This window comes from Pseudomonas onubensis (assembly GCF_965653655.1).
Classification (GTDB): domain Bacteria; phylum Pseudomonadota; class Gammaproteobacteria; order Pseudomonadales; family Pseudomonadaceae; genus Aquipseudomonas.
This window is the reverse complement of sequence record NZ_CBFHAZ010000054.1, coordinates 1-12,800: the sequence shown is the minus strand read 5'-3', so window position 1 is coordinate 12,800 and position 12,800 is coordinate 1. Positions and strand designations below refer to the sequence as shown.

The window sequence follows — 12,800 nt, the reverse complement described above, 5'->3', positions numbered from 1 at the left end:
GTCAAACCCCTTGGGAAACGGTAGTCGCCAGCGTGGCGCGTTGGCGACGCCCGTGGACCAGACTGAAAATCAACGGAACCAGAATCAACGTAGCGATGGTGGCAAACGCCAGGCCGCCGATCACCGCACGCCCGAGCGGCGCGTTCTGCTCACCGCCCTCGCCCAGGCCCAGGGCCATGGGCGCCATGCCGATGATCATCGATATGGCGGTCATCAACACCGGCCGCAGCCGCGTGAAACCGGCCTCCAACGCGGCCTGCACGGCATCGCCATGCACAGCCAGGCGCTCACGGCAGAAGCTCACTACCAGGATGGCGTTGGCGGTGGCCACGCCCATGCACATGATCGCCCCCGTCAAGGCGGGCACCGACAGCGGCGTATGCGTGACAAACAGCATCCACACAATGCCCGCCAATGCCGCCGGCAACGCGGTGATGATCACAAACGGGTCGGCCCAGGACTGGAAGTTGACTACGATCAGCAGGTAGATCAGCACCACCGCGCCCAACAGGCCGAACAGCAAGCCACTGAAGGCCGCGTTCATGGTCTGCACCTGGCCCTGCAAAATCACCTTGGAGCCGGTCGGCACTTCACCGGCATGGGCCGCGATGATTTTCTGGATATCGGCGGCGACGCCACCCAAGTCCCGGTCCTGAATCGCGGTCAGCACCTCAACCACCGGCTGGATATCCGACTGGCTGAACACCGAACTGCTATGGCTGCGCTGGATATTCGCCAGGCCGCCCAAGGTCTGGTCGGTGGCCGCACCATTGCTGCCGCTCAACGGCAAGTTGTGCAACGCGGCGAGGCTGTCCAGGTTGTATTGCGGGGTTTGCATCACGATCGGGTAGGAAATGCCGTTGGCCGGGTTCAACCAGAATGTCGGCGCCACCTGGCTGGAGCCCGCCAAGTTGACCACCAGGCTGTTGGTCACATCCCGTTCGGTGAGGCCGACCAACTGCGCACGGGTGCGGTCCACGTCGATATTGAATGTCGGCAATTGCCGCGACTGCTGGATGCGCGCATCCACCACCCCCGGCACCCGGCGAATATCACGCAGCAACGCGCTGGCATAGGTGAAGTTGCCCGCCAGGTTATTGCCGGTGATTTGCAGGTCGATCGGTGCTGACGAACCGAAGTTGAGGATCTGCCCGACAATGTCCGAGGCCGGGAACGAGAACACCGCGCTGGGGAATTCCCGTGGCAGGCTTTCGCGCAATTGGCGCATGTACTCGGCCGTCGGGCGGTGGCCCTCGTTGAGGCTGATCTGGATATCGGCGTCCTGGGAACCCACGGTGCCGGTGTTGTTGTACACCACGTTGATACCGCTGATGGACAGGCCGATGTTGTCGACCAAGGCCTTGAGTTCCTGGGCCGGGACTTTGCGCCGAATCGCGTTTTCGATGTCGGCGATCAGGTGCGCATTACTCTCCACCCGTGTGCCCACCGGAGCGCGGACGTGCAACAGGATCAGCCCGGAATCGACCTCGGGGAAGAAGTTGCGGCCCAGGAACGGCACCAACGCAAACGACACGGCGACGAACGCCAGCAGGCCGATCACTACCGCGCGACGATGGTGCAAGGCGCTGTGCAATACGCTGTGGTAACGCTCGCGGAAGGCCTCAAAACGCTTCTCGAAACCGCGCTGGAAATTCACCAGCGGGTTGCGCGACGGTGCGTGCCCGTCGTCGCCGTGTAGATGCGGCTTGAGCAGGTAGTTGGCCAACGTCGGCACCAGGGTCCGCGACAGCAGGAACGAGGCGATCATGGCGAAGATCACCGCTTCGGCCATCGGCACGAACAGGAAGCGCGCCACACCATCAAGGAAGAACATCGGCACAAACACGATGCAGATACACAGCAGCGAGACAAACGCCGGTGTCACGATCTGCGCCGCACCGTCGAGGATTGCCGTCTGCACCGGCTTGCCCTGCTCCAGGTGCCAGTTGATGTTCTCGATGGTCACCGTGGCGTCATCCACCAGAATACCGACGGCCAGCGCCAGACCGCCAAGGGTCATGATATTCAGGGTTTCGCCCAGCGCCGAAAGCGTGGCTATCGAGGCCAGGATCGCCAAGGGGATCGAGGTGGCAATGATCACCGTCGAACGCCAACTGCCGAGGAACAGCAAAATCATCAGGCTGGTCAGCGCCGCCGCGATCAAGCCTTCACGGGCCACGCCGCTGATGGCCGAGCGCACGAACAGCGACTGGTCGCCGATCAAATCGATATTCAAGTTGGGCGGCAACGCAGCCTTGTTCTCGGCAAGTTTTTCCTTAATGCCGGCGATCACGCCCAAGGTCGACGCCGAACCGGTCTTGAGCACCGGCAGCAGCACCGAGCGGTTGCCGTTCACATGCACGATGTTGGTTTGCGGCGGGTTGCCGTCGCGCACGGTGGCCACGTCACGGATCAGCACGGTGGTGCCGTCGGCGGTTTTGATCGGCAGGTTTTCCAGGTCATGGAAGTCCGACGGCGAGTTGTTCAGTTGCAGGTTGAATTCGTAGCTGCCGATCTTCTGGGTGCCTACCGGGGTGATCAGGTTCTGCGTGGCCAGGGCGGTGGCGACGTCCTGCGCCGACAGGCCACGGGCTTGCATGCGCGCCGAATCGAGGTCGATCTGCACCTGACGGCTCTTGCCGCCAAACGGGTATGGCAGGGCCGCGCCGGGCACGCTGGTGAGCATCAGGCGCACCTGGTTCAGGCCGATATCACCCAGGCGCTGTTCGCTCAGCCCCGGCCCAGAGAGTGCAAGCTGCACAATCGGCACAGTGGAGGCGCTGTAGTTGAGCACCAGCGGCGGCACGGTGCTGGGCGGCAATTGCCGCAGGATCGCCTGGGACACCGACGTCACCTGGGCGTTGGCGGTACTGATGTTGACGCCGGGCTGGAAGAAGATCTTCACAATCCCGTAGCCGTTCATCGACTGCGCTTCGATATGGCGAATGTCGTTCACGGTGGTGGTCAGCACCCGCTCGAACGGCGAGGTGATGCGCCCCGCCATCTGGTCCGGCGGCAAACCGGTGTACTGCCAGATCACCGCAATCACCGGAATGCGGATTTCCGGGAAGATGTCGGTCGGCGTGCGCCAGGCCGCCAGCGGCCCGACAATCAGGATGAAAATGGCCAATACCAAAAAGGTATAGGGGCGCAGCAAGGCGATGCGCACGAGGTTGAGCATAGGAGGTGATCCAGACAGGAGATTGGTCGGTCAAGCAGGCTTCGCCATGCCGTTTTCCCGCCTCGCCCCATGCACTGCCTGGGGATTTTGTAACGACATCCAGGTCACAAAGAGGCATATGCCACGATATCGAACTTAGTGGCATACGCAACTAATTTGTTTCAAGCTGTCTCAGTCTTCATCTGGAACGTCAGTTCGGTCCGAAAGGCCTTGTCCTGACAGGTCGCGCAGGCATAATCAGCCGCGTCGTGTTTTGTATCAGAGAGTATCTGCCCTTGAAATCTGCCCCGCCTTGCTCCGAGAGCCCCAGTGCCTGCGTCAACGGTGCCGTGCGCCGCACCTCGCGCCGCCTGGGCCAGATCTATGACGAAGCATTCGCGCCCTGCGGGCTTAAAGCCACGCAATACGCGCTGCTCAACCGTATCGCCAAGGCCGGCACGCCAAAAATGGGCGAGCTGGCACAAACTCTGGTGATGGATTTGTCCGCCTTGGGCCACACGCTCAAACCGCTGGTACGTGACGGCCTGGTGGAGCTGCGCGTGGACGAACTCGACCGGCGTACCCGACGCGTGTTGCTGACCGAACACGGCAAGCGCACGCACGTGGCGGCCAAGCGTATTTCGACGCAAATGGCCGAACGCTTCGATCAGGCATTCGGCCGCGAAGCAGCAGCGCAACTGCGTCAAACCCTGGACTTTATCGCCTCCGACGAATTTGCCCGTACGCTGTTGGCCAAGGACGCCTAAGCCATCGGTTGGTGGTTGGTGACGCAATGGATGCCACCGCCGCCCGCGGCAATCGCATCGATATTGAGCTGCAGCACTTTGCGGCTCGGGTAGAGCCGGGACAGCAAGTCCAATGCCTTGCGATCCGCCACCGGGTCGCCGAATTCGGGCGCAATTACCGCGCCGTTGATCACAAAATAATTGATATAGCCGGCGGCGAAGTCCTCGTTACCCTTGCTGAACTTGCTTTTGCGCGGGTTCAGCGGCGGCGATACGGTGTGCACCTGCAACGGGCGGCCGTCGGCGTCAGTGGCGTTCTTGAGGATTTCCAGGTGCGCCAAGGTGACCTTGTGATCGTAGGACTGCGGGTCGGTATCGAGGTTGGCCAGCACCACACCGGGCGCGACGAACCGCGCATAGAAATCCACGTGGGCGTCGGTGATGTCCTTGCCCTTGATGCCCGGCAGCCAGATGATCTTGCGCAGCCCCAGGCGTTCCTTAAGTTCGGCCTCCACGTCGGCCTTGCTCCAGTCGGGGTTGCGGTTGCGGTTGATCCAACTGCTTTCGGTCATGATGCCGGTGCCCAGGCCATCCACTTCGATTGCCCCACCCTCGCCCACCAGCTCACTGCGAATGTGGCGCGCGCCGGTTTCTTCGGCCACCAGCGCCGCCAACTGCGCGTCATCGGCATGTTGTTGTTTGTTGCCCCAGCCATTGAAGTTGAAATCCACTGCGCCTTCGCCACCGGTGCCATCAATGACGAAATTGGCGCCGGTGTCGCGCATCCAGATATCGTCCAGCTCGGTTTCGACAAAGGTGATATTGCGCGTGCCGCAGTGTTTTTCCGCCAATGCGCGCTCGTCTTCGCGACAGAACACGGTGACCGGCTCATAGTTGGCAATCGCCTGGGCGATACGGCCCAGGGCCGCTTGCACATCAGCGGTAAAGTCTTCCCAGATAGCGTCCTGGGCGCCAAAGGCGATAAAAGCCTGGCGGTGTTTCTCGCCCTCGTCGGGCATGTAGAACCGGCCTTTCACGGCGGCGCGCACGTGAGTGGTGAGTAGGGTCATGGCACAGACCACGCTGGTTTGTTTGAGGAAGGTTCGACGGGTTGGCATGGGGTTCTCTACTTGGTGGTCGCTGTCTTGAATTTAGTCCACATGCGCATGCGCGCACGCATATCCGCCTGGGGGATGTCTTTGCCGGCAATCAACCGCTCGAAGGTGGCTGCATCCGGGTAAATTTGCGGGTTATCACGCATGGCTGCCTCCACCGCCGGGCGGGCCTTGGCGTTGGCCGTAGGGTAGCCGGTGAAGTTGCTGATGGCGGCCATGTTCTGCGGGCGCATCACGAAGTTGATAAAGGCATAGGCGTATTCCGGGTGCTGGGCGTCGACGGGAATGGCCATGGTATCCATCCATACCGTGGTGCCCTCGCGAGGGATGTGATAACCAAAGGTCACCGATTTGCCGGCCGCATCGGCGGCGCGCTGGGCTTGGGTCATGTCACCGCTGTAGCCGAGAGACAGGCACAAATCACCGTTGACCAAGTCGGTCACCGGTTGCGACTGGAACTTGCGGATGTAGGGGCGCAGCTTGAGCAGCAAGTCACTGGCGGCGGCCAGGTCTTCACGTTTGGCACTGCGCGGGTCGCGCCCCAGGTAGTTGAGCACCACGGCCAGCACTTCATCCGGTGAATCGATCAGCGAAATGCCACAGTCGGCGAACTTGGCGGCAAATTCGGGCTTGAACAGCAGGTCGAGGCTGTTGACCGGCGCGTTCGGCAAGCGCTGCTTTATCTGTGCAGTGTTGTAGGTCAGGCCGATGGTGCCCCAGGTGTAGGGCACCGTGGCTTTGTTCGAGTTGACGTAGTGGCTGCGCAACTTCTGCAAACCCGGCTCGATATCATCCAGCGCAGTCAGCTTGGCAGGGTCCAGCGGTTGCAGGCTGCCGGCGCGCATCAGGCGCTCGGCCACGGTGTCGCCGGGGAAGATCAGGTCGTAGCCGCGGCCGCCGGCCATCAACTTGGCTTCCAGGGTTTCGCTGCCGTCCATCACGTCGTAGATCACCTTGATGCCGGTCTCGGCGGTGAAGGCCGCCAAGGTGTCCGGCGCAAAATAGTCCGCCCAGTTATAGAGTTTCAGCGTCTTGTCATCGGCCGTGGCGCAGGCGCTGGCGAGGATCAGGGCACAGCTCAAAAGCAGTCTCATGATGGGCGTCCGTCCAGGGTCAGCAGTGCGTCATACATGTGCGGGCGGCGGTCGCGGAAGATGCCCCAGGTCAGGCGATCTTCGCGCATCGCAGACAGGTCCAGGGAGTGCACGAGTACGCCAGTGGATTCGCGATCCGCTTCGACCAGCAGCTTGCCTTTGTGGTCGCAGATAAACGACGAGCCATAGAAATCCATTTGCAGGTTCGCATCCGTTGTCGCCACTTCACGGCCTACGCGGTTGGCCGCCACTACCGGCACCAGGTTGGCGGCGGCGTGACCGCGCATGCTCATTTGCCAGTGGTCACGGGAGTCGAGCGCCGCGCAGCCGGGTTCCGAGCCGATGGCCGTGGGGAACAACAACACTTCAGCACCCTGCAACGCCAGGCAGCGCGCGGTTTCGGGGAACCACTGGTCCCAGCAGATACCGACACCCAAGCGCCCGAACGCCGTGTCCCAGACGCGAAAACCGGTGTCGCCGGGGCTGAAATATTCCTTCTCCTGGTAGCCGATGGCGTTGGGGATATGGGTCTTGCGGTACACGCCCAACAACTGCCCATCGGCATCGGCCACACTCAGGGAATTGAAGTAGGCATTACCGGCCTTTTCGAACCAGCTCAGCGGCAGCACCACGCCCAGTTCCTTGGCCAATGCGGCGAAACGCTTGAGCACGTGGCTGTGCTGATACTCCTCGGCCAGTGCCAAATGTTTGTGATGCTGCTCGATGCAGAAATACGGCGTGGCGAACAGCTCCTGCAGCAGGATGACCTGGGCGCCCTGTGCGGCGGCATCGCGCACCAACCGCTCGGCGCGGTCGAGGTTACCCGGCAAGTCCCAGGTACACGGCATCTGGGTAGTAGCAATCGTCAATACAGTCATGGCATTACCCCTTTAACGGCCAGGCCGGTTGCTGTTGGGTGATGCAATGCACCCCGCCGCCGCCGTGGGCCAGGTGGTTGATCTGCACCGGCACGATTTCACGGCCCGGGAACGCCTGGGCCAACACCTCGGCCGCAACCTGATCAGCCTCAATGCCGTAGGCCGGCATGATGATTGCGCCGTTGGCGATGTAGAAGTTGGTATAGGAGGCACAAAACACTTCTGCATCGGTGTCCACTGCGTCGGTGGCCTCATACAGTTCGATCAGCTCGAAACGCCGGCCTTGGGCGTCAGTGGCCAGTTCCAGGGCGCGACGGTTTTCGCGTACCACTTGGGCGTAGGTCGAGTGGTGATCGTGGGTGGCATCCACCAGCAGCACGCCAGGGCGGGCGAAGGCACACAGGCCGTCGACGTGGCCGTCGGTCATGTCGCCAGTGACGTAATCCGGGTCGCCGGGCAGCCAGATAGTCTTTTTGATCCCCAGCAGGCGCGCGAAGACCTCTTCTATCTCGGCCTTGGTCATATCGGGATTGCGGTTGGGGTTGAGCAGCACCGATTCGGTGGTGATCAAGGTGCCCTCGCCGTCCACATGGATCGCGCCGCCTTCATTGCTCAGCGGCGTGCCTAAGCACTCCAGCCCCAGGTGATTGAGCACCCGGCGCGCCAGGCTTTCGTCCAAATCATGGGCCGACTTGCCGCCCCAGGCGTTGAAGCGCCAGCTCACACCCGCCGCACCCTGTTGCGGGTGACAAATAAAGGTGGGACCGGAATCGCGGCACCAGCTGTCATTGACGGCCTCAGCGATCAACTCGATGCCAGGGCCACACAGGGCTTTGGCACTGGCGATTGCCGAAGGGTCGACAATCATTTTTACTGGCTCAAAACGTGCGATGGCATTGGCGACCCGCGCAAAATCCTGCTGCACCAATGCCAAAGTCACACCCCAAGTGCTTTCCCACAGCGCCTGGTTATGCGGCCAGACCATCCAGGTCGCCACATGATGGGACCACTCCGCGGGCATACTCCAACCACTGCTTAAAATTTCACTACGCTGCATGACAAGCACCTTTGAGTTAAGTCATTGTGTTCAGTGAAAACTGCCCACGGAGTCTTGGCGTACATGCTACGCAGGCTGCAAAGGCCAAACAAACGATGGATTTTGTAGAAAACTGATTAGCGGAGCTTATCGATATGCTTAACCATTGGCCGCCCCTCGGCACCCTGCGCGGCTTTGAAGCCGCCGCCCGCCTGGGCAGTTTCCACAAGGCTGCCGAAGAACTGCACCTGACCCAATCGGCGATCAGCCAGCAGATCCGCAGCCTGGAGGCTTACCTGGAGCAGCCGCTGTTTTTACGCAGCGGGCGCAGCGTGAGCCTCACCGACGCAGGTTATGACTTCCTCAGCACCACCCAGGCGCTGCTGCAACAACTGGCGGTGGGCGTGCGGCGCCTGGGGCAGTACCGCAAACCCAATCAACTGGTGCTCAACACCACGCCGACCTTTGCTCGCCACTGGCTGCTGCCACGCCTGGCGGACTTTCGTCAGCGGCACCCGGAGGTAGACCTGTGGATCTTCAGCACCGATGAAGTGCCTGACATGGCCAGCCAGACCATCGACCTGGCCGTACGTGACGACATCAGTTCCCAGGCCGAATGCAGCTTCAAGGTGCTGCATGCCGACCGCCTGTTTCCGGCGTGCCATCCCAAGCTGCTGTCTGTGCCTGCGGCGCAGCGCACCACCTTGCACGGCGAGCGAGAGATGGACTGGAGCCATTGGGCCGTGGAGGCCGGCATTGATGTGGGCCAACAGGACCAGGGGCTGAATTTTTCCGATCCAGGTTTACTGCTCGATGCCGTGTGCAGCGGGCTGGGCATCGGCCTGGTCAGCCAACTGCTGAGCCGCCAGGCCCAGGCCGATGGTTTGCTCACGCCGCTGGTCGAAGCCACCATTCGCGGTCCCGGTTGGGCGCTGTTGACCCACCGTGACAGTGAAAACGACCCACTGGCCCGCAGCTTTACCGAATGGCTGCTGATGCGTTTGCAGGTAGACCCGACATGAGCGACAGACTCGAAGACATCCTCACCGAACACTTGAACGTAGTGTTCTGCGGCATCAACCCCGGCAAAGGCTCCGCCGCCTTGGGCCTGCACTTCGCCAACCGCAGCAACCGCTTCTGGCGCACGTTGCACCTGGCCGGTTTCACACCCCATGAAATTCACCCCGAAGAGGGGCGCACCTTGCTCGACTACCACTGCGGCCTGACCACACTGGTGGAGCGTCCGACGGCGAGCGCGGGGGAATTGGCGCGGCATGAATTCAACGACGCAGCGGTTGCGTTTGAGCAGAAAATCCGCCGCTGGCAGCCACGCTTCGTGGCCTTTCTGGGCAAGGTCGGTTATAGCGCCGTGTCCGGCCAGCGCGAGGTTGCCTGGGGGCTGCAGCCGCTGTTATTGGGCGGCGCAGCGGTATGGATACTGCCCAACCCCAGCGGGCGCAATTTGGCGTTCAGCCTGGAGCAGTTAGTGGATGCCTATCAGCAACTGCGCGAAGCCATTGCACAGAGCAATCAAGTGCCCTTAATCTCCTGAGAGCATTCACCTGAGAGCAACGGAGGCTTCATGAAACTGGTAGGCATGCTGGACTCGCCTTACGTACGCCGCGTGGCAATTTCCCTGGACCTGTACGGCGTAGCGTTTGAACATCAGTCGGTATCGGTGTTCAGCACCTTCGAGCAGTTCCACGCGATCAACCCGGTGGTCAAAGCGCCGACCCTGGTGCTGGATGACGGCACACTGCTGATGGATTCCAGCCTGATCCTGGACTTTTTTGAAGCCCAGGCCCGCGCCGACAAGAAGCTGCTGGCGCAAGCGGCCGGCGCCCGCGCCCAGGAGCTGCACGTGCTCGGGCTGGCCCTGGCGGCCTGCGAGAAAACTGTGCAGATCGTGTATGAGCATCATCTGCGCCCGGCAGAAAAACTCCATGCACCGTGGATCGAGCGGGTGACCGGGCAACTGCTGGCCGCCTATTCGTTGCTGGAAAAACACTTGGCCCAACCCACCGACGGGCCGCTGACCCAGGCTGCGCTGACCACGGCAGTTGCGTGGTCGTTCACCCAGTTAAAACTGCCGTCGGTGCTCGACCACAAGGCCTTCCCTAACCTGCAACGTCACGCCGACCGGCTGGAACAGCACCCGGCGTTCAAGCGCTACCCCATCGATTAACAGGCCTAGACCCAGCCGCCATCCACAATAAAGTTCTGCGCCGAACACATTGCCGAGGCATCCGAGGCGAGAAACAACGCCATATTGGCGATGTGTTCGGGCAGCACGCTGCCGGGCAGGCACTGGCTGCGGCTGATCAGTTCCTTGGCCGCATCATCGACCCACATCGCCAGTTGTTTGTCGGTCATGACCCAGCCGGGCACCAGGGTGTTCACGCGGATATGGCTGGGCCCCAACTCACGTGCCAGGGCGCGGGTCATGCCATGGGCCGCCGCCTTGCTGGCGGCGTACACCGGGTAACCGGCAGACGCCATCATCCACCCCACCGAGCCCAGGTTGATAATCGCCCCGCCACCGGCGCGTTTCATCATCGGCACCACGGCCTTGGCGGCAAAGAATGCGTGCTTGAGGTTGACCGCGATCAGCCTGTCGAACATCGCCGAATCGACTTCTTCCAGGGTGTGACGCACGTCGTTGGCCGCGTTATTGACCAGTACGGTGATTGGCCCCAGCGAATGTTCAAAGCGCTCAATCGCCGCCTTGTAGGCGATTTCATCGGTGATGTCGCAACACACGAATTCAACCTTGTAGCCCTGGGAATACAACAGCGCGGCCAGCCGCTCGCCCTGGCTTTGCGCTCGATCCACAAAACCCACCTTGGAACCCTGTGCGGCGAACGCGCGCACCAGGAATTCGCCGATGCCTGAGGCACCACCGGAAACCAGAACGGTCTTACCCTCAAGGTCGGGGTAAACAGCCTGCTGAGTGGTCATATAAAGGTTGCCTCACTTAATTAGTCTTATTTTATTTTGCAAACAGGCAGTAAAAGGCTATAAATCTGCTGCTGCAGCGACAAAATATCGCACATTAGTAGAACTATTCCACTGAAAACAACAAAAGGAAGTTCGACCATGAAGCACCCTCGTCACCTGCTTTCCGGCCTCGCCTTGTCCCTGCTGATTGCCAGCGGCGGCACCCAGGCTGCGGGTCTCACCAGCGAGCACAAACCCTTCGGTAAAACCAATGACGGCACCGCCGTCGAGCAGTACATCTTGCGCAACAGCCACGGCATGCAAGCCACGGTGATCACCTACGGCGGCGTGTTGCAGTCACTCAAAGTGCCGGATAAAAACGGCAAGGTCGATGACGTAGTACTGGGTTTTGATGACGTGCAGGGCTATCAGAGCGGCACGGCCTTTTTTGGCGCGACCATCGGGCGCTTCGGCAACCGCCTGGCGGGCGGTGCGTTTGAACTTGATGGCAAACGCTATCAGGTGCCGCTCAACGACGGGCCCAACTCACTGCACGGCGGCGCCCAGGGGTTTGACAAGCAGGTGTGGAAAGCCGAACCCGTCAAAGGCAAGGACTCGGTCGGCGTCAAGCTCAGCTACCTGTCCAAGGACGGTGAAATGGGCTTCCCTGGCAACCTTAAAACCGAGGTCACCTACAGCCTCAACGATAACAACGAACTGCATATCGACTACAAAGCCAGCACCGACAAACCCACCGTGCTCAACCTCACCAACCACAGCTATTTCAACCTGGCAGGCGCGGGCAACGGCGACATTCTCAAGCAGGTCGCGACCTTGCATGCCAGCCATTACACACCGGTGAATGCCACCCTGATTCCGACCGGCGAGCTGGCACCGGTCAAGGACACGCCGATGGACTTTCTCAAACCCACGCCGATCGGCCAGCACATCAAGGACGAGCATCCGCAGCTCAAATTTGCCGAGCCGAAACAAGGTGGGTTTGACTTTAACTGGGCGCTTGACACCCAGGGCGATATCAAGCAACTCGCCGCCGAAGTACACGACCCTGCGTCTGGCCGGCGTTTGCAGCTCTATACCAGCGAGCCTGGGGTGCAGTTCTACACCAGCAACTTTCTCGATGGCACGGTGAAGGGCAAGGCGGGCAAGACGTATCAGCACTGGAGTGCTTTTACCCTGGAGACTCAGCATTTTCCTGATGCGCCCAACCAGCCCAAGTTTGCTTCGACTCGGTTGAATCCTGGGCAGAGCTATAGCCAGAATACTGTGCTCAAGTTTTCTGCCGACTGAGTGTTGGTGCCGGGGTTGCTGAGTACATATCCGTTGCTGCGGTAACGGCTTCTATTGGTTCCGCTCTTACAGCGGGTCACTTTCGCAAGGACACAAAAGTAACCAAAAAGTCTTCGCCCCAACACTCGGTGCCTCGCTTAGGCTCGGCATGCCCGCAATCCGCCAGTGATTTGGGGGGCCGCCGCGATGGGCCATCCTTGGCCCAGCGCGGCTAAACCGGCATCCCTGCCGGTTTAGCCCCCAAATCCCTGTCAGATTCCGGCCATCGTGTTTGACGGGGCGATTTCAGATCAAGATCAAAAGCGCAGATCAAAAGACCGCTGACTTCGTCATCGAAAAGGATGTAAGGGCCAGAGCAACAGCAACAGCAACAGCAACAGCAAAGCCAGCTCCCACAGAAAAGCAGCTCTTCAGCCTGAAAATCCGCAGCCGACCTCATATTCAAAACTGCATGCGGTCAACTGTGGGAGCGGGCTTGCTCGCGAATGCGGTGTATCAGTGACAGATAAATTGACTGACCCACCGC

Annotated in this window: 11 protein-coding genes; 5 read left to right on the top strand and 6 right to left on the bottom strand. The window is 60.8% G+C overall.

Going from position 1 to position 12,800, the window contains the following annotated elements; genetic code table 11:
• Window position 1: 1 nt before the first annotated feature.
• Window positions 2-3,181 (bottom strand): efflux RND transporter permease subunit, encoded by a 3,180-nt coding sequence (locus tag ACTD9P_RS17840; RefSeq protein WP_438868732.1) that lies wholly within the window; start codon window positions 3,179-3,181, stop codon window positions 2-4.
• A gap of 275 nt (window positions 3,182-3,456) precedes the next feature.
• On the opposite strand from ACTD9P_RS17840, the gene ACTD9P_RS17835 reads away from it, so the two are divergent.
• Window positions 3,457-3,927, top strand: a complete 471-nt coding sequence (locus ACTD9P_RS17835) for a MarR family winged helix-turn-helix transcriptional regulator (RefSeq protein ID WP_256666241.1) — start codon at window positions 3,457-3,459, stop codon at window positions 3,925-3,927.
• Here ACTD9P_RS17835 and ACTD9P_RS17830 read toward each other — a convergent pair.
• Genes ACTD9P_RS17830 through ACTD9P_RS17815 form a run of 4 tightly spaced genes read right to left on the bottom strand, consistent with a single transcriptional unit; the run spans window position 3,924 to window position 8,050 of the window.
• The gene (locus ACTD9P_RS17830; protein WP_438868731.1) at window positions 3,924-5,024 is read right to left on the bottom strand and encodes an agmatine deiminase family protein; all 1,101 of its coding nucleotides are present in this window, start codon (window positions 5,022-5,024) and stop codon (window positions 3,924-3,926) included. The genes ACTD9P_RS17835 and ACTD9P_RS17830 overlap by 4 nt on opposite strands.
• Window positions 5,025-5,032: 8 nt before the next feature.
• A complete protein-coding gene (locus ACTD9P_RS17825; protein ID WP_438868730.1) occupies window positions 5,033-6,115 on the bottom strand; it encodes an extracellular solute-binding protein in 1,083 nt (360 codons plus the stop codon).
• Entirely contained in the window at window positions 6,112-6,993 is an 882-nt protein-coding gene (aguB, locus tag ACTD9P_RS17820) for an N-carbamoylputrescine amidase (RefSeq protein WP_438868729.1), read from the bottom strand. Before aguB ends, ACTD9P_RS17825 begins: the two co-directional genes overlap by 4 nt.
• A 4-nt stretch (window positions 6,994-6,997) precedes the next feature.
• The gene (locus ACTD9P_RS17815) at window positions 6,998-8,050 is read right to left on the bottom strand and encodes an agmatine deiminase family protein (RefSeq protein ID WP_438868728.1); all 1,053 of its coding nucleotides are present in this window, start codon (window positions 8,048-8,050) and stop codon (window positions 6,998-7,000) included.
• A gap of 134 nt (window positions 8,051-8,184) precedes the next feature.
• Here ACTD9P_RS17815 and ACTD9P_RS17810 point away from each other — a divergent pair, with 134 nt between their 5' ends.
• From ACTD9P_RS17810 to ACTD9P_RS17800, 3 genes are read left to right on the top strand one after another with little or no spacing between them, the layout of a single operon-like run.
• A complete protein-coding gene (locus ACTD9P_RS17810; RefSeq protein WP_438868727.1) occupies window positions 8,185-9,051 on the top strand; it encodes a LysR substrate-binding domain-containing protein in 867 nt (288 codons plus the stop codon).
• Window positions 9,048-9,581, top strand: a complete 534-nt coding sequence (gene mug / locus ACTD9P_RS17805) for a G/U mismatch-specific DNA glycosylase (RefSeq protein WP_438868726.1) — start codon at window positions 9,048-9,050, stop codon at window positions 9,579-9,581. The genes ACTD9P_RS17810 and mug overlap by 4 nt, the downstream gene beginning before the upstream one ends.
• Window positions 9,582-9,611: 30 nt before the next feature.
• Window positions 9,612-10,214: a glutathione S-transferase gene (locus tag ACTD9P_RS17800; RefSeq protein WP_438868725.1), complete on the top strand. Its 603-nt coding sequence runs from the start codon at window positions 9,612-9,614 to the stop codon at window positions 10,212-10,214.
• Window positions 10,215-10,219: 5 nt separating this feature from the next.
• Here the strand turns inward: ACTD9P_RS17800 and ACTD9P_RS17795 are convergent, their stop codons facing one another.
• Window positions 10,220-10,987, bottom strand: a complete 768-nt coding sequence (locus ACTD9P_RS17795; protein WP_438868724.1) for an SDR family NAD(P)-dependent oxidoreductase — start codon at window positions 10,985-10,987, stop codon at window positions 10,220-10,222.
• A gap of 138 nt (window positions 10,988-11,125) precedes the next feature.
• Here ACTD9P_RS17795 and ACTD9P_RS17790 point away from each other — a divergent pair, with 138 nt between their 5' ends.
• Window positions 11,126-12,274, top strand: a complete 1,149-nt coding sequence (locus ACTD9P_RS17790) for an aldose epimerase family protein (protein WP_438868723.1) — start codon at window positions 11,126-11,128, stop codon at window positions 12,272-12,274.
• The last annotated feature ends 526 nt before the right edge of the window (window positions 12,275-12,800 follow it).

Excerpts from the sequence above, each read along its gene's own strand:
- ACTD9P_RS17795 (WP_438868724.1), bottom strand. The coding sequence starts at position 10,987 with ATGACCACTCAGCAGGCTGTTTACCCCGACCTTGAGGGTAAGACCGTT.
- ACTD9P_RS17840 (WP_438868732.1), bottom strand. The coding sequence starts at position 3,181 with ATGCTCAACCTCGTGCGCATCGCCTTGCTGCGCCCCTATACCTTTTTG.
- ACTD9P_RS17830 (WP_438868731.1), bottom strand. The coding sequence starts at position 5,024 with ATGCCAACCCGTCGAACCTTCCTCAAACAAACCAGCGTGGTCTGTGCC.
- ACTD9P_RS17815 (WP_438868728.1), bottom strand. The coding sequence starts at position 8,050 with ATGCAGCGTAGTGAAATTTTAAGCAGTGGTTGGAGTATGCCCGCGGAG.
- ACTD9P_RS17825 (WP_438868730.1), bottom strand. The coding sequence starts at position 6,115 with ATGAGACTGCTTTTGAGCTGTGCCCTGATCCTCGCCAGCGCCTGCGCC.
- ACTD9P_RS17800 (WP_438868725.1), top strand. The coding sequence starts at position 9,612 with ATGAAACTGGTAGGCATGCTGGACTCGCCTTACGTACGCCGCGTGGCA.
- aguB (WP_438868729.1), bottom strand. The coding sequence starts at position 6,993 with ATGACTGTATTGACGATTGCTACTACCCAGATGCCGTGTACCTGGGAC.
- mug (WP_438868726.1), top strand. The coding sequence starts at position 9,048 with ATGAGCGACAGACTCGAAGACATCCTCACCGAACACTTGAACGTAGTG.
- ACTD9P_RS17810 (WP_438868727.1), top strand. The coding sequence starts at position 8,185 with ATGCTTAACCATTGGCCGCCCCTCGGCACCCTGCGCGGCTTTGAAGCC.
- ACTD9P_RS17790 (WP_438868723.1), top strand. The coding sequence starts at position 11,126 with ATGAAGCACCCTCGTCACCTGCTTTCCGGCCTCGCCTTGTCCCTGCTG.